General features: G+C 73.9%; 21 protein-coding genes. 10 read left to right on the top strand and 11 right to left on the bottom strand.

The annotated features are described in order from the left end of the window. Nucleotides 1-501 (bottom strand): hypothetical protein, encoded by a 501-nt coding sequence (locus ACIBBA_RS08425; RefSeq protein ID WP_396695039.1) that lies wholly within the window; start codon nt 499-501, stop codon nt 1-3. 218 nt (nt 502-719) lie between these two features. Here ACIBBA_RS08425 and ACIBBA_RS08430 point away from each other — a divergent pair, with 218 nt between their 5' ends. Beyond that, the gene (locus tag ACIBBA_RS08430) at nt 720-1,442 is read left to right on the top strand and encodes a Clp protease N-terminal domain-containing protein (RefSeq protein ID WP_396695041.1); all 723 of its coding nucleotides are present in this window, start codon (nt 720-722) and stop codon (nt 1,440-1,442) included. 9 nt (nt 1,443-1,451) lie between these two features. Here ACIBBA_RS08430 and ACIBBA_RS08435 read toward each other — a convergent pair whose 3' ends face one another. Together ACIBBA_RS08435 and ACIBBA_RS08440 are read right to left on the bottom strand one after the other, a co-directional pair. Continuing rightward, nucleotides 1,452-1,970, bottom strand: a complete 519-nt coding sequence (locus ACIBBA_RS08435; RefSeq protein WP_350869388.1) for a hypothetical protein — start codon at nt 1,968-1,970, stop codon at nt 1,452-1,454. Nucleotides 1,971-2,071: 101 nt separating this feature from the next. Next, nucleotides 2,072-2,263, bottom strand: a complete 192-nt coding sequence (locus ACIBBA_RS08440) for a DNA repair protein (RefSeq protein ID WP_396695043.1) — start codon at nt 2,261-2,263, stop codon at nt 2,072-2,074. Between the two features lie 211 nt (nt 2,264-2,474). On the opposite strand from ACIBBA_RS08440, the gene ACIBBA_RS08445 reads away from it, so the two are divergent. The 3 genes from ACIBBA_RS08445 to ACIBBA_RS08455 all read left to right on the top strand — a co-directional run bounded on the left by ACIBBA_RS08445 (nt 2,475) and on the right by ACIBBA_RS08455 (nt 4,768). Beyond that, nucleotides 2,475-3,050, top strand: a complete 576-nt coding sequence (locus ACIBBA_RS08445) for a DUF4396 domain-containing protein (protein WP_396695045.1) — start codon at nt 2,475-2,477, stop codon at nt 3,048-3,050. 175 nt (nt 3,051-3,225) lie between these two features. After that, nucleotides 3,226-3,888 (top strand): GNAT family N-acetyltransferase, encoded by a 663-nt coding sequence (locus ACIBBA_RS08450; protein ID WP_396695047.1) that lies wholly within the window; start codon nt 3,226-3,228, stop codon nt 3,886-3,888. Nucleotides 3,889-4,408: 520 nt separating this feature from the next. Further along, nucleotides 4,409-4,768: an STAS domain-containing protein gene (locus tag ACIBBA_RS08455; protein ID WP_396695049.1), complete on the top strand. Its 360-nt coding sequence runs from the start codon at nt 4,409-4,411 to the stop codon at nt 4,766-4,768. A gap of 32 nt (nt 4,769-4,800) precedes the next feature. On the opposite strand, the gene ACIBBA_RS08460 is transcribed toward ACIBBA_RS08455, so the two are convergent. Beyond that, complete coding sequence (locus ACIBBA_RS08460) at nt 4,801-6,003, bottom strand: PP2C family protein-serine/threonine phosphatase (protein WP_396695051.1); 1,203 nt, start codon at nt 6,001-6,003, stop codon at nt 4,801-4,803. 74 nt (nt 6,004-6,077) lie between these two features. After that, nucleotides 6,078-7,532, bottom strand: a complete 1,455-nt coding sequence (locus ACIBBA_RS08465; RefSeq protein WP_396695053.1) for a glycoside hydrolase family 3 N-terminal domain-containing protein — start codon at nt 7,530-7,532, stop codon at nt 6,078-6,080. Between the two features lie 181 nt (nt 7,533-7,713). Between ACIBBA_RS08465 and ACIBBA_RS08470 the strand changes: the two genes are divergently transcribed. Next, complete coding sequence (locus ACIBBA_RS08470; protein WP_396695055.1) at nt 7,714-8,889, top strand: ROK family protein; 1,176 nt, start codon at nt 7,714-7,716, stop codon at nt 8,887-8,889. Between the two features lie 189 nt (nt 8,890-9,078). Here the strand turns inward: ACIBBA_RS08470 and ACIBBA_RS08475 are convergent, their stop codons facing one another. Together ACIBBA_RS08475 and ACIBBA_RS08480 are read right to left on the bottom strand one after the other, a co-directional pair. After that, on the bottom strand, nt 9,079-10,092 hold the full coding sequence (locus ACIBBA_RS08475; protein WP_396695057.1) for an ABC transporter permease subunit: 1,014 nt from the start codon (nt 10,090-10,092) through the stop codon (nt 9,079-9,081). Then, nucleotides 10,089-11,117, bottom strand: a complete 1,029-nt coding sequence (locus tag ACIBBA_RS08480) for an ABC transporter ATP-binding protein (RefSeq protein ID WP_396695059.1) — start codon at nt 11,115-11,117, stop codon at nt 10,089-10,091. Before ACIBBA_RS08480 ends, ACIBBA_RS08475 begins: the two co-directional genes overlap by 4 nt. Before the next feature lie 131 nt (nt 11,118-11,248). On the opposite strand from ACIBBA_RS08480, the gene ACIBBA_RS08485 reads away from it, so the two are divergent. Then, nucleotides 11,249-12,091: an ABC transporter ATP-binding protein gene (locus ACIBBA_RS08485; protein WP_396695061.1), complete on the top strand. Its 843-nt coding sequence runs from the start codon at nt 11,249-11,251 to the stop codon at nt 12,089-12,091. Between the two features lie 50 nt (nt 12,092-12,141). On the opposite strand, the gene ftrA is transcribed toward ACIBBA_RS08485, so the two are convergent. After that, complete coding sequence (gene ftrA, locus ACIBBA_RS08490; RefSeq protein ID WP_396695063.1) at nt 12,142-13,179, bottom strand: transcriptional regulator FtrA; 1,038 nt, start codon at nt 13,177-13,179, stop codon at nt 12,142-12,144. A gap of 70 nt (nt 13,180-13,249) precedes the next feature. Between ftrA and ACIBBA_RS08495 the strand changes: the two genes are divergently transcribed. Continuing rightward, entirely contained in the window at nt 13,250-13,708 is a 459-nt protein-coding gene (locus tag ACIBBA_RS08495; protein WP_396695065.1) for a rhodanese-like domain-containing protein, read from the top strand. On the opposite strand, the gene ACIBBA_RS08500 is transcribed toward ACIBBA_RS08495, so the two are convergent. Next, complete coding sequence (locus ACIBBA_RS08500; RefSeq protein ID WP_396695067.1) at nt 13,692-14,447, bottom strand: hypothetical protein; 756 nt, start codon at nt 14,445-14,447, stop codon at nt 13,692-13,694. The two genes, ACIBBA_RS08495 and ACIBBA_RS08500, sit on opposite strands and share 17 nt — an antisense overlap. 94 nt (nt 14,448-14,541) lie before the next feature. Further along, nucleotides 14,542-15,024, bottom strand: a complete 483-nt coding sequence (locus ACIBBA_RS08505; protein ID WP_396695070.1) for a DUF6232 family protein — start codon at nt 15,022-15,024, stop codon at nt 14,542-14,544. Between the two features lie 304 nt (nt 15,025-15,328). Between ACIBBA_RS08505 and ACIBBA_RS08510 the strand changes: the two genes are divergently transcribed. Beyond that, nucleotides 15,329-15,730, top strand: a complete 402-nt coding sequence (locus tag ACIBBA_RS08510) for a nuclear transport factor 2 family protein (protein ID WP_396695072.1) — start codon at nt 15,329-15,331, stop codon at nt 15,728-15,730. On the opposite strand, the gene ACIBBA_RS08515 is transcribed toward ACIBBA_RS08510, so the two are convergent. Further along, nucleotides 15,727-16,254, bottom strand: coding sequence for a DUF6232 family protein (locus ACIBBA_RS08515; protein ID WP_396695074.1), 528 nt, complete (start codon nt 16,252-16,254; stop codon nt 15,727-15,729). The two genes, ACIBBA_RS08510 and ACIBBA_RS08515, sit on opposite strands and share 4 nt — an antisense overlap. Before the next feature lie 98 nt (nt 16,255-16,352). Between ACIBBA_RS08515 and ACIBBA_RS08520 the strand changes: the two genes are divergently transcribed. Together ACIBBA_RS08520 and ACIBBA_RS08525 are read left to right on the top strand one after the other, a co-directional pair. Then, entirely contained in the window at nt 16,353-17,126 is a 774-nt protein-coding gene (locus ACIBBA_RS08520; RefSeq protein WP_396695075.1) for an enoyl-CoA hydratase/isomerase family protein, read from the top strand. Nucleotides 17,127-17,231: 105 nt separating this feature from the next. Further along, nucleotides 17,232-18,854 (top strand): acetolactate synthase, encoded by a 1,623-nt coding sequence (locus ACIBBA_RS08525; protein ID WP_396695077.1) that lies wholly within the window; start codon nt 17,232-17,234, stop codon nt 18,852-18,854. Nucleotides 18,855-19,016: the final 162 nt, after the last annotated feature.

Raw genomic sequence — 19,016 nt, forward strand, 5'->3', positions numbered from 1 at the left:
TCAGCGGGGCAGGGCGTCGAGCAGCCGGCGCAGCGCCTGCTCGTACCCGTCGGGGCTGCTCCCGAGGCGGGCGAAGCTGCTCAGCGTCATCGTGTAGGTGCCCCCGTCGTCGATGCGGACGGCCTGGGCCTCGATGTCCTTGACCGCGAGGTAGCCCTTGCCGTCCAGGTCGAGGTCGGTCACCTGCCGGTAGATCTGGTCGGCCTGCTCGCGCTGGTAGTCGTAGGTCATCTCGCCGGCCGTCCGGGATGCCGTCGTCACGGTCAGGCTGGCCACGCCCTTACCGTCGCCGAAGAGGCAGTTGCCCTGGTCGACCAGCGGCTCACCGACCAGTTCGGAGGCCTGGGCGGCGGTGAACGGGCAGGCGGGCGGGGGCGCGTCGGCGACGTCGACCGGGGTGTCCAGCTCCACGCCGGCGTCGGACGCCGGCGCGTCGGTGCCGTCGCAGCCGGTCAGCGCGAGGGTGGCCAGGCAGAGCGCGGGAAGGATCAGTCGGCGCACGGGTCGAGCTCCGTTCTTGCGTTCGGACGGCCGCCGGGCGGCTGACACCCGGGCGGCGGACCCGGCGGGTCGTGCCATCGACGCTACGGGCGGGACGCGACGCGGGAATCGGGTGTTTCCCTAGCCTTTGATCCCGCTCATCGCTGGCGGGGACGGGTGGCCGAGTCGGCGTCAACTCAGGGTTGACGGTCGAAGCTTCGTCAACCTATGGTTGACGCATGACGAATCCCGCGAACTCCGTTCGGCTCGACGACCTGATCCAGGCGATCAAGAAGGCGCATGACCAGCCCCTCGACCAGCTCACCGACGCGGTCCTCGCCGCGGACCATCTCGGCGAGGTTGCCGACCATCTGATCGGGCACTTCGTGGACCAGGCGCGCCGGGCCGGCGCCTCCTGGACCGACATCGGCCGGAGCATGGGCGTGACCAAGCAGGCGGCGCAGAAGCGTTTCGTGCCCCGGCCCGCGGACGCGCCGTTGGATCCGCAGGAGGGCTTCAGCCGCTTCACTCCCCGCGCCCGCAGCGTGGTGATCGCCGCGCAGAGCAAGGCGCGGGCCACCGGGCAGACCGAGATCCGCACCGAGCACCTGGTGCTGGGGCTGCTCACCGAGCCGGAGGCGCTCGCGGCCAAGGCGATCGTCGCGCAGGGCGTATCGCTGGAGCGGGTCCGCGAGGTCGCGACGGCCGTGCTGCCGCCGCCCACGTCGGGTGACATGCCGGAGCTGATCCCGTTCGACGCGCAGGCGAAGAAGGCGCTGGAGCTGACGTTCCGCGAGGCGCTGCGGCTGGGGCACAACTACATCGGCACCGAGCACATCCTGCTCGCCCTGCTGGAGTTGGGCGACGGGACGGGCGTGCTCGCCGGCCTCGGCGTCGACAAGGCCGCCACCGAGGCCGAGCTCATCGCGGCGCTCGACGCCGCCGTACGGAAGCAGGACTGAGCCGGCGGCTCAGGACGCGGTGGGGAAGCCGTAGCGGGTCGCGTGCTCCGGGTCGTCCGGGTCGATCTGACGGATGCCGGCGTCGGCGAGGCGCTTGTTGACCTCGTCGAGCTGCTCCCGCACCAGCCGGGCCTCCTCCTCGGTGACCCGGCCCCGGTGCGGCTTCCCGGCGTGTTCGATGGTGGCGTAGTCGAGCCGCTCGGGGCCCTTGCGGGCCTTCGGCGGGCGGACCCGCTCGGCGGTCTTCAGCAGCTGCGCCATCGGCACATCGGTGGCCATCGCGTCGAACTCGCTCGCGGTGAGCACCACCCGGCGCGGCTCGCCGCCACCGTGCCGATCGTGGATCTCCACGACCGCCACGTCGAGCGCGGCGTCGTCGATGTTCTCCACCTCTGTCGGGGTCGCGTCCAGTTGCACGGGGCCGGCCACCAGGTCAGGGTGCTCCAGCACGACGACGCGGACCACCTCGTCGTCGGGCTGCAGGACCGTGCCGCTGAAGTCGGAGACGTGGATCGTCTTCTTGCCCATGCGCGGAGCTTCTCCTGTCGTCGGCCGGGATTCCGGACCAGAAGACGTTACCCGACAGGTGTGCGAAAGCCCTTGGTGGACGCCCGGGTGTGTCGCCGGCGTCAGCAGCTGTTGAGACCGTGCCGGGCGGAGACGCCGGCCGGAAGTTTGTTGAGCTCGGCCCAGCCCTGCCCTTCGCCGGCCTGGCGGGCGCCCCGGTAGGGCGGCTGGGCCGGGAACCGGCCGGCACTCTCCGAGGCCTTCCAGAGTCGGTCGGTGTCCTGCTGGAACCGGTCATTCGGCTGAATCGGCATGACCATACCGTCCCAAAGAAAGTTGTACATGTATGGAAATAGATATGACGCAGGACCTGAACGTCGGGTTCCGTTGCGGGGAAAGGAATCCGGCCGGGTCCGATCGGTAGGGCCCACCTACCCGTCCGGGGTCTTCGTCAATCCAGAGTCGGCGGGGAAAAGCGACCGCCGTCGCTGGCACCATACCCCCCAGGGGTATATGGTCTGCGACATGGAGAACCCGAACCTCACCCGGATGGCCATCGCCGCGACCTTGCACTGCCTCACCGGCTGCGCGATCGGCGAGGTGCTCGGCATGGTCATCGGCACCGCGCTCGGCTGGCCCGACCTCGGCACCGTCGCGCTGGCGGTCGCGCTGGCCTTCGTCTTCGGCTACGCCCTCACCGTCCGCCCGGTGCTCCGCTCGGGTCTGCCGCTGCGCACCGCGATCCGGGTGGCGCTCGTCGCCGACACGGTGAGCATCGCGGTGATGGAGGTGGTCGACAACGGCGTCATGCTGCTCGTGCCGGGAGCGATGGCCGCCGGGCTGGCCGAGCCGCTGTTCTGGGTCAGCCTCGCCGGTGCGCTGGCGGTGGCCTTCCTGGTCACCGTGCCGGTCAACCGCGCCCTGATCGCCCGCGGACGTGGGCATGCGGTGACCCACGCCTACCACCACGGCGCCGAGCACCCGGCCGACGCCGAGCACCCGGTCCCGGACCCCGGCATGCCGATCCCGGGTGCCGGCAGCCCGACGCTGGGTGAGCCGCGGCCGGCGAACGAGGCACCCACCGCTCACCACCGGCACTGACCGGATCCGCCCGTCCCGGCCGCCGTGCCCGGCGTACGGTGATCGGCGACGGCGCCCCACGTGGCCGAGCCGGCCCGGGCGCCACGCCGCCGGGACGGGCGGGCGCGGCGGATCGGGAAGTGGCGTCGCGCCGGGACGGTGGACCCGGACGAGGCGGATCAGGGGAGGTGGCGGCGTGCTCGACCGGCGGCTCCACCTGCACCTGGCGTCCTGGCTCGGGCAGTGGCCGGCCGGCCCGGGACTGCACGTGGTCGGCTCGCAGCGGCGTGCCCGACCGGCCTGGGACGGCCGGCTGCGGCCCGCGATCGCGGTCGGCAATCCGTCCAGCACCGTGCTCTCCGTGCCGGCGGACCGGGTGGTGGCGGTCCGCGCGCTCGCCGGACGCCCGGTGGAGCGGCTGATCCCGGCGCTGCCCGCGGCCGTCGGCCTGCCCGACTGGCCCACCCACGACGGCGCCTTCCGCTGGAGCCTGGCCCCGGCGCCGCTGCCGGACGTCGGGGAGTGGATCCCGCCCACCTCGCCCGGGCTGCCCGCCTGGCTGCGGCTCTTCGACCGGGACGTGCTGGTGGTCCGCGGGTCGGGCGGTGAGTACCTGGCCGGAGCGGGCATCAAGCGGCACGACGCGCACGGTCACGAACTGGCCGTCGGCACCGTGCCGGCCGCCCGGGGCCGGGGCCTGGCGCGGCGACTGGTCGCCCAGGCCGCCCGTCGGGTGCTCGACGAGGGCGCGGTGCCGACCTACCTGCACGAGCGGGACAACCGGGCGTCGGCCCGGGTCGCGGAGGCTGCCGGCTTCCCGGATCGGGGTTGGCGCTCCTTCGGGGTCTACCCCGCCTGACGCCGGGCGGGTGCCGCGGGGGCGGGCCGTGCCGCAGAGCGCGGACCGTGGATCCCGGGCCGGATCCACGGTCCGCAGCCTCCCCCCAGGTCCCCGTGCGAGCGACCGGCGGCGGGTGCGCCCGGTCGCTACTCCCGCCGATCACGCTACGTATCGAACTGGCTCCGGGCAAGATGCGCCCCGTCGGTTCGGCGTGTCGAATAGTGGACTTGACCTGGAACGGAAGCTGCCGTTGTGACCGGCGGGGCCAGTGACGCAGCGTGCGGATGAGGCCGAGCGCCCACCGGGCCCGGACCTTGCTCCGGCGACCGGTCGTGGACCCGGTGCAGGACCACCTTCAGGTACGTCGGCCGGAGCAGCTGCGGCGGGTGCGGGCGCAGCTCGGCGTCGACCTCCGTGGTGGGCCGGAGACCCGTAGAGATCGGCCGACGCGCCGAGCGTCGGTTGCGACCTGCCGGTATGGTCGAACGGCGCCGGCCGTCGGGCCGTGCGGACCGACGACTTCCGGCGGGGGCGACCGATGGACGTGCGCCTGCGCGACGCGGGCCCGGGGCAGCTGATCCTGCGCCCGGTGGGCGAGGTCGACATGGCCACCGCCGACACCCTCGACGCCGCCCTGGCCGACGCGCTGAGCCGGCCGGGCACCCGGGAGTTGGTCGTCGACCTGACCGAGGTCCGTTTCCTCGACTCCAGCGGCGTACGCGTCCTGGTCGGCGCCGCCGCGACCGCGCGCCGCGACGGCGTGGCGTTCCGAGTGACCGACCCGCAGCCCATCGTGGCCCGGGTGCTTCGCATCACCTCGGTCGGCGCGCTGCTCGGACTGGGCGCGGACGGCCCGCCCCGCCCCGCCGAACAGGGTTTCCGGGGCCTCGACCGGTGACCGGTCGGACACCCGGACCGCCGGACGCGGCGTCACGGCTCCACTCTCGCCGCCGCTTCCGGTGACCACTCGACCAGCAGCAGGGTGGTGTCGTCGCGCAGCGGGCCGTCCTGGTGCTCGATCACCGCGTGGCTGAGCCGACGTAGCGTCTCCGGGGTGGGCAGACCGGAGCTGATGTGCCGCTCCGCGAGATCGGCGAGCCGGCCGAGGCCGAACAGCTCGCCCGCGTCGTTTCGCGCCTCGGTCACCCCGTCGGTGTACAGCAGCAGCCGGTCGTCGGGCTCCAACCGGGTCCGGGCCACCTCGATCCGGTCGTTCGGCAGGCCGAGCGGGAGCCGTCGGCCGCCGGTCAGTGCCTGCACCGTGCGGCCGTGGCGCAGCACCAGCGGCGGCGGATGCCCGGCGTTGAGGTAGCGCAGCAGGCCGGTGCCGGTGTCGAACTCGGCGAGCACCGCGGTGACGAACCGGGCGTCCCGCCACTCGCTGAGGATCGCGGCGTCCACCGCCCGGGCCAGCCCGGCCAGGTCGCTGCCGGCCCGCCGGGCGGCCCGCATCGCGGCCAGCGCGACCGAGGTGGTCAGCACCGCCGGCAGGCCGTGCCCGACCCCGTCGAGGATGGCCAGCGTGACCGTGTTTGCGTTCAGGGCGTAGTCGAAGGCGTCCCCACCGACCTCGTAGGAGGGTTCGAGTAGCGCGCTGATCGTCGCGTCGGCAGTGGCGAAGGTGAGCGGCGGCAGTAGCTGCCAGAGCAGCTCGGCGGAGACTTCCATCGGTTGGCTGCGGCGGGCCCGTTGCAGGCCGTCGCCGTAGCTGGACTTGCTGGTGATCAGATGCCCGATCAGCCCGGCGACCAGTCGGCAGCCACCCCGCAGCGCCGCGTCGTCGAGATCCACTCCCGGCGGCGGGACGATCTCCAGCAGCCCCAGCCGGTCGGTGCCGTCGACCACCGGCACCCAGAGCCGGGGCGGTGGCCCCTGGCCGGCGTGCACCTCGACCTGGGTGAAGGCACGCCCGGCGAGACTCACGTCGATCGGCAGCGGAGCCGGCGTCGGCCGGCCCGGTGTCGGCAACGGGCGCAGGTCGCACTGCTCGGCGTCGACCAGGTAGATGGTCGACGTGACCCCCAGCGGCCGGAGCACGGTGTCGACCACCATCGGCAGGTCGTCCGGCAGCAGCCGATGCGACCGCAGTTGCAGGTCGGCCAGGGCCCGGAGCCAGGGTTCGGTCGCGGTCATGCCGCCCATTACCCCGGCCCCGGCCGACCACGCCCCACGCAGCGGGTGACCCGTGGGGTGTGGTCGGTGAGCGCTCAGCCGGCCAGGCCGAGCGCCTCGGCGGCGGCGCGGCCGTTGGCGTGGCTCGCCCCGTACGTGGTGACGAAGGCGCGGACGCCCGCCGGACGCCACCGTGCCGGCCAGCCCATCTCCACGACCGTCACCGGGTGCTCGGCGGCCAGCGCCGCGACCAGCTCCGGGCCGCCGGGCAGCCGGTGCAGGTGCCGGCCGACCAGCACGATCGGCCGGTCCCCGGCGCGCTGGCGCAGGCTCGCCGGGTCGGTCTCGGCGGCCACCACCCGGATCTCCTCCGCGTCGGCCAGGTGCGGGCCGAGCCCCCAGGGCACCCGGCCCTCGGCCATGGTCGAGGCGGCGTGCAGCTGAACCACCAGCGGCCGGTTCAGCTCGGTGAGCACGCCGTCGATCTTCACGGCGCGCCGCGCCGCCGCGTACCCGAGGTCGGTGCCGCCGCCGGTCGGCTCGCGGCGGGCGGCCCGGGTCCAGGCGGCGAGCGTGGCGGCGCGCCCGGCCGCCTCCTCGACGCGGGCGGAGTCCAGCCGCCCGTCGCCGAGCGCGCCCGCGATCTCGGCGGCGACGTGCTCCACCAGCTCGGCGTCGACCGCGGCGCCGATGCAGAGCAGGTCCGCGCCGGCGGCGAGGGCCCTGACGGCGGCCGGCCCGACGCCGCCGGCGGCGACGGAGGCGCCCTTCATCTCCAGCGCGTCGGTGATCACCGCGCCGGTGAAGCCGTACTCGGTGCGGAGCAGGTCGACCAGGACCGCCCGGCTGAAGGTGGCCGGGCCGGTACCGGTCAGCGCCGGCACCCGGATGTGCGCGGTCATCACGGCCTGGGCGCCGGCCGCGACCACGGCGGCGAACGGCGGCAGATCCCGTCGGCGCAGCACGTCGAGCGGAACGTCCACGGTGGGCAGTTCGTGGTGTGAGTCGGCGATCGTGGCGCCGTGCCCGGGGAAGTGCTTGGCGCAGGCCGCGACGCCGCTCGCCTGGAGCCCGGCGACCGCGGCGGCGGAGTGCGCGGCGACCCGGACCGGGTCCGCGCCGAAGGAGCGGGTGCCGATCACCGGGTTCTCGTCGGCGGTGTTCACGTCGACCGTCGGGGCGAGGTTCACCGTGATGCCGAGCCCGGCCAGCTCGGTGCCGATCGCCTCGTAGACCCGGCGGGTGAGCGCCACGTCGCCGATCGCGCCGAGCGCGGCGTTGCCGGGGTAGGGGCTGCCGGTGGCGTGCGCCAACCGGGTGACGTCGCCGCCCTCCTCGTCGATGGCGATCAGCACGTCGGCCCGGCCGACCCGCAGCGCGGCGGTGCTCGCCGCCACCTGCGCCGGATCGTGCACGTTGGTGCCGAACAGGGTGTGCCCGGCGAGACCCTCGGCGACCAGGTCGACCGCCCAGTCCGGCGGCACCGGCCCCGGGTACGCGGCCAGCAGCGTGCCCAGCGCGAGCCGGCGCAGTCCTGGATCCAGCCCCACGTGATCTCCCCTTTCGGTGTGCCGAATCGGCACGGATGTCGTACCCGGTCTCGGCCGTCCCGGTCGCGCAGCGCTGCCGGGTCGTCCGAGTACTGCCGGTCCGGGTGGCCGATACGCTACGGCTACCCGTTCGCAGGTAGGTTTACAGTTAGCAAAGTTTACTAAATCTAGAGGACGTGGCATGAGTGCGACCCGGCTGCCCGGCACCCCCCGCCTGTTGCGGGCGCTCAACGACCGAGCAGCGCTCGAACTGCTGCTCGAGCGGGGGCCGCTGACCCGGGCCCGGCTCGGCGAGCTGACTGGGCTCTCCAAGGTGACCGCCTCGCAGCTCGTCGAGCGGCTGGAGGAGCGCGGCCTGGTCACCCGGGTCGGTGAGCAGGCCGGCGGTCGGGGGCCGAACGCCCAGCTCTACGCCGTACGACCGGGCAGCGCGCACGTCGTCGGGGTGGACGTCGGCCCGGACCGGGTGGTGGCCGCCTGCGCGGACATCACCGGCGCGGTGATCGGTCGGGTGGAGCAGTCGACCCGGGACACCGACGACCCGGTGGGCGTCGTGCACAACGCGGTCGTCCAGGCGGCGAGCAGCGCTCAGGCGCAGCTGTCCAGCGTGCGGCGGATCGTGCTCGGCACGCCGGGCCTGGTCGACCCGGGCACCGGCGACATCACCTTCGCCTTCAACCTGCCGCGCTGGCACAGCGGCCTGCTCGCCGCGCTGCGCGAGGACCTGCACACCCCGGTGGTCTTCGAGAACGACGTGAACCTCGCCGCGGTCGCCGAGGCGCAGTCCGGCGCGGCCCAGGGGGTGTCCGACTTCGTGCTGGTCTGGGTCGGCGCGGGCGTCGGTCTGGCGATCATGCTCGGCGGGCGGCTGCATCACGGCAGCAGCGGCGCGGCAGGCGAGATCGGCTACCTGCCGGTGCCCGGCGCTCCCATCCCGCGCGACGTCTCCCGCCGGGCCAAGCCGGCGTTCCAGCAGCTGGCCGGTGCGGACGCGGTCCGCTCCGTGGCCCGCGAGCACGGCTTCCGCGAGCGGGACACCGCCGACGCGGTACGGGCGGCGGTCGAGGCCGGCGCCACCGGCGGCCCGATGCTGGACGAGGTGGCCCGCCGGTTGGCGCTCGGCGTGGCGAGCACCTGCGTGGTGCTCGACCCGCCGCTGGTGGTGCTCGCCGGCGAGGTGGGCCAGGCGGGCGGCGCGGCGCTGGCCGAGCGGGTGCAGCGAGAGGTCGCGGCGATCACGCTGGTCCGGCCCCGGGTGGTGCCGACCGGGTTGACCGAGGAGCCGATCCTGCGGGGTGCGCTGCGCACGGCCCTGAACGCCGTCCGCGACGAGGTCTTCGGCTCCACCGTCGGCTGACCCGCTCCGGGGGGACCGGAAGAACTCGGCCCCGGCCCACCCGGCGCGCCCCCGCCAGCCGGACCCGAGCGCCGACCCCACCCCTGCGGGTGGCGTCGCGTCGCGATCCGTCATGCGAAGGAATTCTTCACCATCGGCCCGGGCGCTGCAAGGTGTCGCCGCCGCGCCCGGGCCGGGCTTCGCCGCAGCTCAGATCAGGTCTCGGCGGCGGAACGTGGTGAACGCCGCCACCGCCAGCACCGCCGTCAACCCGAGCAGCACGGCCAGGGCCGGGGCCCAGGTCAAGGTGTACGAACCGTCGCAGAAACCGGTGCCGCTGTTGAGGCAGGCCCGGGCGTCCCAGAACCGGGCCTCGCCGCTGAGCCAGGCACCGATGTGGCTGGAGAGCATGAGCTGGTCCGGGCGGGCCGCGTCGACGATCTCCAGCACCAGCCGCGCGCCGAGTTCCCAGACCACCGCGTACGCCGCGGCCGCGCCGAGCGCGGCGGAGGTGTGCCGGCCCAGCGTGGCGAGCGCGAAGCCGAGCGTGCTGGCGAGCAGCACCAGCACCATGCCGCGACCGTGGATCGCGCCGAGCCCCCGCCAGAACTCGCCGTCCAGCCGGCCCGGCAACCCGGCCGTCTGCCCGATGACCCAGAACGTGGCGAGATAGGCCGCCGAGGCGAGCAGCGACAGCACCAGCACCGCACCGAGCAGCGTGCCCAGCTTCGCGCCGAGCACCGTCAACCGGCGAGGCCGCCAGAGCAGCAGGTTGACCACCCCGCCCGAGTTGAGGTCCGCGCCGATGTAGGAGGCGCCGACCAGGAACCCGAACAGCACCAGGAAGGCGATCAGGAAGTAGAGCAGCGGCCGGGCCTGCTGGTCGAAGGTGAAGACCCCGGTGAGGAAGTCGGTCGCCACCGGCAACCGCTCCATCCGCCCCGGGTCGAGTTCGCTGCAGTTCTCCGGGAAGTACTCGCGCTCCACGCCGGGCGCCAGGGTGCCGTTCACCTGGTCCACGCAGCGCTGGTAGCTGAGTTCCAGTTGCTGCCGGGCCTGGGCGGCCTGGCTGCGGGCCTCGGAGAGTTCGCTCGCGGTGGGCCGGTGCGACCCGGCCAGGGTGGTCGCCGCGGTGACGCCGAACGCCAGCACCAGCAGGACCATCATCAGCTGCACGAAGCGGCGGGCGCCCAGCCGCTCCAGCTCGGCACGGACCAGGTTCACGCGTTGCCTCCTCTGCCCGCGCCGGCCTCGGCGTCCAGGTCGATCAGCCCGTCCGCCGGCGGCGCCGCGTCGGGCAGCGCCGAACCGTCGACCTGGCGGGGCAGCGCCAGATGCGAGCCCTCGCCGGTCAACTCCAGGAAGACGCTCTCCAGGTCGGGCCGCAGCGGAGTCAGCTCGGTCACCCAGAGACCCTGCTCGCCGAGCACCCGGCTGAGCACGCTCGGGTCGGTGACCTGGCCGACCACCAGATGCTCGGGGTGCGCGGCGACCGGCAGCCCAGCCTCGCGCAGCAGCTCCGCCGCCCGCTCCGGCTCGGCCACCCGGACCAGGAACTCGTGCTGGTCGAAGCCGGCGAGCACCTCGTCCACCCGACCCGCCGCCACCCGACGACCCTGGGAGATGATCGTGACGTGATCGCAGATCAGCTGGATCTCGCCGAGGATGTGGCTGGAGACCAGCACGGTCACCCCGGCCGCGGCCAGTGACCGCATCAGGTCCCGCATCTCCCGGATACCGGCCGGGTCCAACCCATTCGCCGGCTCGTCGAGGATGAGCAGCTCCGGATCCTTGAGCAGCGCCGACGCGACGGCCAGCCGCTGCTTCATGCCGAGCGAGTAGCCCTTCACCCGATCGCCGCCCCGTTCGAGCAGGCCAACCTGCTCCAGCACCTCGTCCACCCGGCCCACCGGCACGCCGCCGGCCCGGGCGAGCAGACGCAGGGTGCGGTGGCCGGTGAAGTTGCCGAAGAACTGCGGGCTCTCCACGATCGCCCCGACCCGGCCGGCGACCTGGGGCAGCTGTGCGGGCGACGGGGCGCCGAGCACGCTCATCCGCCCGCTGTCCGGACGGACCAGCCCGAGCAGCGCACGCAGGGTGGTGGTCTTGCCCGACCCGTTCGGGCCGAGGAAACCGTGCACCTGGCCGGCCTCGACCAGCAGGTCGAAGCCGTCGACCGCGACCCGGCGGCCGTGCCGCACACTGTGGAAGGTCTTGCGCAGACCCTCGATCTCGATGACCGCGCTCATCCGCGCGGCTCCCTGCTCGGACCGGGCATGGACCGTCCTCCGGGTGTGGTGACCAACGACACGGCGCCCCACCCTAAGGCGGGCGTGCCGCCCGTGGGGGGCACCGACGCGCTGCGTGGTTGGATGGGCGGGTGACTGGTGACCTGATCCCCGGCGCCGCCGGCGCCGCCCCCGCCGCCACCCCCGTGGACGCGGATCTGGTGGTCAGCCTCGACGGTGTCGGCGTACGCCGCTCCGGCACCGCGCTGCTGCACGACATGCACTGGCGGGTCGAGCTGGACGAGCGCTGGGTGGTGCTCGGGCCGAACGGGGCCGGCAAGACGACCCTGCTCAACCTCGCCGCCGGCCGGCTGCACCCGACCACCGGCACCGCGCACGTGCTCGGTGAGCGGATCGGCCGGACGGACGTCAACGAGCTGCGTACCCGCATCGGGCTCTCCACGGCCGCGCTGGCCGAGCGGGTGCCGGCCGAGGAGCGGGTCGCCGACGTGGTGGTCACCGCCGCGTGGTCGGTGGTGGGCCGTTGGCGGGAGAGCTACGACCGCTCGGACGAGGCCCGCGCCCGCGCGTTGCTCGGGCAGCTCGGCATCGGCGGGCTCGCCGACCGCCGGTACGGCACCCTCTCCGAGGGGGAGCGCAAGCGGGTGCAGATCGCCCGGGCCCTGATGACCGACCCGGAGCTGCTGCTGCTCGACGAGCCGGCGGCCGGGCTCGACCTGGGCGGGCGCGAGGACCTGGTCGCCCGACTGGCCGAGCTGGCCCACGACCCGGACGCTCCGGCGCTGGTGCTGGTCACCCACCACGTCGAGGAGATCCCGCCCGGCTTCACCCACGCGCTGCTGCTGCGCGAGGGGGCCGTGGTGGCCCAGGGGCTGCTCCGGGACACCCTCACCGGCGACAACCTCTCCAAGACCTTCGGCCTGCCGCTGGTGGTCGAGCGCTCCGGCGACCGGTACACCGCCCGCGCCGCCTGAGGCCGCGCCGCCCCCGCATCCCGCCGACCCCAACAGGCGGCGGCCCGGCTCTACGCCCCGAACTGACGCCCGGCCGCCGAGCCGGTACGGAACGCCCGCCGGTACGCCGACGGCGAGGTGCGCATGGCCCGACCGAAGTGGTGCCGGTAGGTGACCGGAGAGTCGAAGCCCACCGTGCCGGCGATCTCCTCGATCGGCACGTCGGTCGTCTCCAGCAGGGTCAGGCTGGCCCGCACCCGCTGGCCGATCAGCCACCGGATCGGGCTGGTCCCGGTGGCCCGGGCGAAGTGCCGCAGGTAGGTGCGGGTCGACATGTGTGCCTGCCCGGCCAGCCGGGCCACGGTCAGCGGCTCGGCGAGGCGGGCCAGCGCCCAGGCGATGCTGCCGGCGATCCGGTCGTCGTCCGGGTCGGCGGGCACCGGCGCCTCGACGAACTGGGCCTGCCCGCCGTCGCGGTGCGGCGGGATCACCAGCCGACGGGCGACCGCGTTGGCGATGGCCGCGCCGTGGTCGCGCCGGACCAGGTGCACGCACAGGTCCAGGCCTGCCGCGCTGCCGGCACTGGTGAGCAGGTCACCGTCGTCGAGATAGAGCACGTCCGGGTCCACCTCGACGCGGGGATACCGGCGGGCCAGCAGCTCCGCGTACTGCCAGTGGGTGGTGGCCCGCCGGCCGTCGAGCAGGCCGGCGCCGGCCAGAGCGAACGCGCCCGAGCAGATGGACATGATCCGGGCGCCGCGCCGGTGCGCCCGCCGCAGCGCGGTGACCAGCTCCGGCGACGGTTCCGCGGTCACATCCGGCACCCCCGGAACGATCACCGTCCGCGCGGCGGCCAGCACGTCCAGGCCGTACGGGGTGTGCAGGCTCGCGCCGCCCACCACCGGCACCGGGCCGGGCCGCTCCGCGCAGACCGTGAGGTCGTACCAGTCGACGTCGAACTCGGGCCGGGGCAGCCCGAAGACCTCGGTGACGATGCCGGTCTCGAAGACCGACATCCCCGGGTACGCGAGCACCGCGACGGTCCGTTCGACCGCCGCGCGGGCGCCGGGCCGCGAACGCGGCCGAGGCGCGGCGATCGACTGGAGCATGGCGGGATGTTAGCGCAGGACGTCGTTCCCGCCACTCCTCCCGGCCGGCGGCGGCGCGCAGGATCGATTCATGACGAACACCTTCGCCGTCGCGGCCGCCGACCCCGCGTCCGCCGCCGCCCACTTCCGCGCACGGCTCAGCTTCGAGACCGACGTCAGCGACGTGCACGCCGACCTGAACGCCGCAGTGCCCGGCCTGGTGGTGGTCGACTCCCGGGGCGCCGCCGCCTGGGCGCAAGGCCATCTGCCGGGCGCGGTGCACCTGCCGACCGCCGAGATCGCCACCCGGGCGGCCGAGCTGGTGCCACCGGGTTCGGCCGTGGTCACCTACTGCTGGGGTCCGGGTTGCAACGGCGCCACCCGGGCGGCCCTGGAGTTCGCCCAGCTCGGCCACCGGGTCAAGGAAATGCTCGGCGGCTACGAGTACTGGGTGCGCGAAGGGCTGCCGGTGGTGACCGGGAGCGGGCTAACCCGCCGCCCGGTCGACGAGCTGACCGCGCCCCGGTCGACGATCAGCTGCGACTGCTGACAGAGCCCCTCTGCTCGGCGTCCTCGTCGGAGAGCTTCTCGCCCCGCCGGCGCAGCATGCCAAGCCCGGGAATGCCGGCGACGGCGAGCTTCAGGTCACGGGTGACGTCGAGCAGGTCGTGCAGATCGGGGCCGACCCGGTCCAGGGTGGCCAGGATCGGCAGGACGTCGGCGGTGAGGTGCTCGCGCAGCTTCGGCAGCTCGTCGATGAGCCGGATCGCCGCGGTCACCTCCTCGTGACTGAGCTGCTCGACGAAGCGGGCCGCCATCGGCGCCGCCCGGCGAAGCGCCGGCTCGTACGCCGTCAGCAGCTCGGCGGCGGTGGCCGCGGCCTCCGTCGCGGTGCCGACCGTGACCGCCGCCCGACCGGCCACCGAATCCGCCTCGGCGACCACCGTGCCGGCCCGCCGGGACACCTGCTCCGCCTCGCCGACCACCACCGCCGCGGCGGTCGCGACCTCGGTGGCGGTCTCGATCGCGGTGGTCGCGGCGGCGCTGATCACCTCGACCTCGCGCACGGCCTTCTCGGCGTCGGTGAGCATCCGGTCAGTCCGGTCCAGGGTCTGCTCGATCCGGTCCACCACCGCGTTGATCCGCGCCAGCAACGCCTCCACGTCGTCCAGCACCGCGAACGCGCGGGCGGGCACGGCCGCGAACGAGGCGGCCGTGCCGAGGGCCTGGTCGACGGCGGAACGGGTGAGACCGACGACGGCGGCCGGCCGGGGGAGGGGAATCGCCATGGCACCCAGTGTGCGTCGCCGACGCTCGCACCGCCTGTCGGCCGGGTCGCCGCACCCCGCGGCGTCGAGGTGACGGGCCCCGGGCGCGCGCCGCTCAGCGCCGGTCGGTGTGCTGCTCGACAGCGCGCTGCACCGCCCGGTAGATCTGCCCGAACCGCAACGCGTCCGGGATCCGCAGCAGCAGTTCCTCCCGGCCGTGGTGCTGCACCCAGAGCTCGTGCACCTGGTTGCCGCGCTCGTAGGAGCGGTCCAGCCAACCCAGCGGCAGCTCCAGGAACGGGGTCAGGGCGAGCGCGCCGACCACGCAGGCGACCAGGATGACCAGCGCGAGTCGCCACTCGCCGCGATCCTGCGCCGACCAGGCCAGCGAGACGACGCAGACCAGCGCCACCAGCGGCGGCAGCGACAGCAACAGGACCAGGACGCCGCGGCCGAGCACCCGGCCGCGCACACCGAGGGTCGCCCGCCCCCGGGCGTGCCAGACGTACGTCACGTCGGCGAGCGCCACCAGATGCCCGCCCACCCGGATCGACTCGGAGGTCACCTGCACCACGTCGTCCCGGTAATAGACCGTCATCACTCAGCTTAAGCACGCCCCGACAAACCGCGCCGTCGGTGCCGGCGCCTTGTCCGCGACGCTGTCGAACTGCTCCATATCTGAACCGCCGGGGCGGGCGCTGTGCTCCGATGTTCATATCTGGAGCAGTTCGACAGCCTCCGTTGTGCGACAGCCTCCGTTGTGCGACAGCCTCCGTTGTGCGGCAGCCGTCGTTGTGGCGCGGCCTTCGTTGTGCGGCAGACTCCGCTGTGCGGCCGGCTCCGCAGTTCGGCAGCCTTCGCAGTTCGGCAGCCTTCGCTGTGCGGCCGGTAGCGTCGCCCGGGTGACGGAGCTGGAGCGCAACGTGGAGGTGGTCCGCCGCTACCTGCGGACCTTCGTCAGCAAGGACCTGGCCGAGCTGCGCGCGGTGGTCGCGGAGGATGTGCTGATCTACGGCTCCGGCAGCGCGGTGCACGGGCGGCACTTCGTGGAGCAGGCCGTCTCGTCGCCCGGGCTGACCGTGCTCGACCAGCAGATCCTCGAGATCTTTCCGGCCGGCGACCGGGTCACCGTGGTGCTGGCGCAGACCTACCGGCGGGACGCCACCGGTGCGACAGCGGTGCAGAGCGCCTGCAAGATGTACCGGCTGGCCGGCGGGCTGATCGTGCAGTTCTGGGGCGAGCAGGATCTCTACGGCCTGCTGCGCGGCCTCGGCCTGCTGCCCGACGAGCCGATCAGGTTCTAACCGCGCCGGTCGCGGGCGCGCGCCGCGGTCGGGCCCGGCGACGGACGGGCGGCGCGGCCCGCCCGCACGGGTTGCCCGTGTTCCATCGCCCGCTGCACCGCCCGGTAGATCTGGCCGAACCGCAGCGCGTCGCTGGTGCAGAGCAGGCGGACCGGCTGGCCGCGCCAGCGCGCCCAGATCTCCAACTGCCGGCTGCCCCGGGTGTAGGACCGGTCCAGGTGTTCGAAGAGGAAGTCGGCGAGTGGGCCGACGGCGAGCCCGACCAGCACCGAGGCGCCGATGATCGCGGTGGTGACGGTGACCGAGCTGTCCAGCCAGAGCGCCAACGCGACTCCGAACGCGGCGGCCACCAGCGGGCCGGCCAGGGCAGCGCCGATCGCGCCCCGCCCGGCGAGCACCCGCCAGGAGCGGCTGCCCCGGCGGTGCCAGACCATGTTGAGTTCGCGCAGCGGGAACGTCCGGCCGTCCACCCGGACGGCGGTGGAGGTGACCTGCACCGATCTGTCGTCGTAGTAGGTGATCATCGTTGGCCTCCCGGGCCCGGGCCTGATACCAGACTACGTACCCAAACGAGCCGGGCCGTAAGGTTGGCACGCGACTTCGACGAGGAAGTGAGGGCAGCGTGAGCGAGTTCGTGCGGCTGGAGACCAAGGACGGTATCGGCACCATCCGGCTGGAGCGCCCGCCGATGAACGCGCTCAACACCCAGGTCCAGGAGGAGTTGCGGGCCGCCGCGACGGCTGCCACCGCCGACCCCGAGGTCCGCGCCGTGATCGTGTACGGCGGCGAGAAGGTCTTCGCCGCGGGCGCGGACATCAAGGAGATGGCCGACATGTCCTACGTGGACATGGCGGAGCGGGCCGCCGACCTGTCCAGCGCGCTCGGCGCGATCGCCCGGATTCCCAAGCCGGTGGTCGCCGCGATCACCGGGTACGCCCTCGGTGGCGGCTGCGAGCTGGCGCTGGCCTGTGACTGGCGGGTGGTGGCCGAGGACGCGAAGCTCGGCCAGCCGGAGATCAAGCTGGGCATCATCCCCGGCGCCGGCGGCACCCAGCGGCTGGCCCGGCTGGTCGGCCCGGCCCGCGCCAAGGATCTCATCATGTCCGGCCGGATGGTCGACGCCCAGGAGGCGCTGCGGATCGGCCTGGCCGACCGGGTCGCCCCGGCCGCCGAGGTCTACTCGACCGCGGTCGAGCTGCTCCGCCCGTACCTCTCGGGGCCGGCTCAGGCGCTGCGCGCGGCGAAGCTCGCGGTCGACGGCGGCCTGGACATGGACCTGAACTCCGGCCTGGCCTGGGAGAGTCAGCTCTTCGCCGCGCTCTTCGCCACCGACGACCGGCGCGAGGGCATGGCGGCCTTCGTCGAGAAGCGCAAGCCGGACTTCACCGGCCGCTGACCGTACGGTCGGGCGAGGACCCGCCCGACCGACCCGAAGAGTGTTCACATTCTTCCTACCGGCCAGTAGCGTGTGACTCCGGTCGGGCGACGAAGGGGAGCAGCGATGACGGAGCGGATCGAGGGTCACGGCGGCGAGCTGGCCCTCGCGGCACTACGCGCCTACGGCGTACGGGAGATGTTCACCCTCTCCGGCGGGCACGTCTTCCCGCTCTACGACGCCGCGCACAAGAGCGACTTCCCGATCTACGACGTCCGGCACGAGCAGTCCGCGGTGTTCGCGGCCGAGGCGGTGGCGAAGCTCCAGCGCCGCCCCGGGCTCGCCGTGCTCACCGCCGGTCCGGGTGTCACCAACGGGATCTCCGGCCTGACCAGCGCCTTCTTCAACGCCTCCCCGGTGCTGGTGCTCGGGGGCCGGGCACCCGCGTTCCGGTGGGGCTCGGGCAGCCTGCAGGAGATGGACCACCTGCCGCTGGTCGCCCCGGTCACGAAGCACGCCGAGACCGTGTTCAGCACTGACGACATTCCACGCGCGGTGAGCGCGGCGCTGACCGCCGCGCTGACTCCGCACCGTGGCCCGGTCTTCCTCGACTTCCCGCTGGAGACCGTATTCTCCGTCTCCGACGCGGCACTGCCGACGATGCCCGGGATCGCCCCGGTCGAGCCCGACCCGGACGAGGTCTCCCGGGCGGCGAGCCTGATCGCCGGCGCCGAGCGGCCGGTGATCATCGCCGGCTCGGACGTGTACGCGGGCGACGCGGTGGCCGCGCTGCGCGAGGCGGCCGAGGCGCTGCAGGTGCCGGTCTTCACCAACGGCATGGGCCGTGGCTCGCTCCCGCCGGAGCACCCGCTCGCCTTCGCCAAGGCCCGGCGGGCCGCCCTCTCCGGCGCCGACGTGGTCGTGGTGGTCGGCACCCCGCTGGACTTCCGGCTCAGCTTCGGCGACTTCGGCGACGCCAAGGTGGTGCACATCGTCGACGCGCCCAGCCAGCGCGCCGGGCACGTGCAGCCGGCCGCCGCCCCTGCCGGAGACCTGCGGCTGATCCTCTCCGCGCTGGCCGACCACAGCGGCGACCGGGCCGACCACACCGGTTGGCTCGCCGACCTGCGCGCCGCCGAGGACGCCGCCAAGGCCCGCGACGCCGAGGAGATGGCCGCCGAGACCGACCCGATCCGGCCGGCTCGGATCTACGGCGAGCTGCGCAAGGTCCTGGCCCGCGACGCGATCACCATCGGCGACGGCGGTGACTTCGTCTCGTACGCCGGGCGTTACCTCGAGCCGGCGCAGCCCGGCACCTGGCTCGACCCCGGCCCGTACGGCTGCCTCGGCACCGGCATGGGTTACGCGATGGGGGCCCGGGTCAGCCACCCGGACCGGCAGATCTGTGTGCTGATGGGCGACGGCGCGGCCGGCTTCTCGCTGATGGACGTGGAGTCGCTGGCCCGCCAGAAGCTGCCGGTGGTGATCGTGGTGGGCAACAACGGCATCTGGGGGTTGGAGAAGCATCCGATGCGTTCCATGTACGGCTACGACGTGGCCGCTGACCTGCAGCCGGAGCTGCGCTACGACCACGTGGTGAGCGCGCTCGGTGGGGCCGGCGAGACGGTGGCGAAGGCCGCCGATCTCGGACCGGCGTTGCAGCGCGCCTTCGACGCCGGGGTGCCGTACCTGGTGAACGTGCTCACCGACCCGGCCGACGCGTACCCTCGCTCGTCCAACCTCGCCTGAACCTCCCAGCCGCCGCCGTCGCCGAAGCCCGGCGACGGCGGCGCCCGGTTCCGCCACCAGCAAAATCAGCAGCGTGTCAGCGCCTGTCGCCGTAACGTCAGCGCCGGATCGACGGAGTGTCAGCGCCGTCGTTCATGGTGGTGACACCAGCGAGGACGACAG

Source organism: Micromonospora sp. NPDC051006 (genome assembly GCF_044456245.1).
Lineage (GTDB): Bacteria > Actinomycetota > Actinomycetes > Mycobacteriales > Micromonosporaceae > Micromonospora.

Excerpts from the sequence above, each read along its gene's own strand:
- ACIBBA_RS08430 (WP_396695041.1), top strand. The coding sequence starts at position 720 with ATGACGAATCCCGCGAACTCCGTTCGGCTCGACGACCTGATCCAGGCG.
- ACIBBA_RS08435 (WP_350869388.1), bottom strand. The coding sequence starts at position 1,970 with ATGGGCAAGAAGACGATCCACGTCTCCGACTTCAGCGGCACGGTCCTG.
- ACIBBA_RS08440 (WP_396695043.1), bottom strand. The coding sequence starts at position 2,263 with ATGCCGATTCAGCCGAATGACCGGTTCCAGCAGGACACCGACCGACTC.
- ACIBBA_RS08445 (WP_396695045.1), top strand. The coding sequence starts at position 2,475 with ATGGAGAACCCGAACCTCACCCGGATGGCCATCGCCGCGACCTTGCAC.
- ACIBBA_RS08455 (WP_396695049.1), top strand. The coding sequence starts at position 4,409 with ATGGACGTGCGCCTGCGCGACGCGGGCCCGGGGCAGCTGATCCTGCGC.
- ACIBBA_RS08460 (WP_396695051.1), bottom strand. The coding sequence starts at position 6,003 with ATGACCGCGACCGAACCCTGGCTCCGGGCCCTGGCCGACCTGCAACTG.
- ACIBBA_RS08470 (WP_396695055.1), top strand. The coding sequence starts at position 7,714 with ATGAGTGCGACCCGGCTGCCCGGCACCCCCCGCCTGTTGCGGGCGCTC.
- ACIBBA_RS08480 (WP_396695059.1), bottom strand. The coding sequence starts at position 11,117 with ATGAGCGCGGTCATCGAGATCGAGGGTCTGCGCAAGACCTTCCACAGT.
- ftrA (WP_396695063.1), bottom strand. The coding sequence starts at position 13,179 with ATGCTCCAGTCGATCGCCGCGCCTCGGCCGCGTTCGCGGCCCGGCGCC.
- ACIBBA_RS08495 (WP_396695065.1), top strand. The coding sequence starts at position 13,250 with ATGACGAACACCTTCGCCGTCGCGGCCGCCGACCCCGCGTCCGCCGCC.
- ACIBBA_RS08500 (WP_396695067.1), bottom strand. The coding sequence starts at position 14,447 with ATGGCGATTCCCCTCCCCCGGCCGGCCGCCGTCGTCGGTCTCACCCGT.
- ACIBBA_RS08505 (WP_396695070.1), bottom strand. The coding sequence starts at position 15,024 with ATGACGGTCTATTACCGGGACGACGTGGTGCAGGTGACCTCCGAGTCG.
- ACIBBA_RS08515 (WP_396695074.1), bottom strand. The coding sequence starts at position 16,254 with ATGATCACCTACTACGACGACAGATCGGTGCAGGTCACCTCCACCGCC.
- ACIBBA_RS08525 (WP_396695077.1), top strand. The coding sequence starts at position 17,232 with ATGACGGAGCGGATCGAGGGTCACGGCGGCGAGCTGGCCCTCGCGGCA.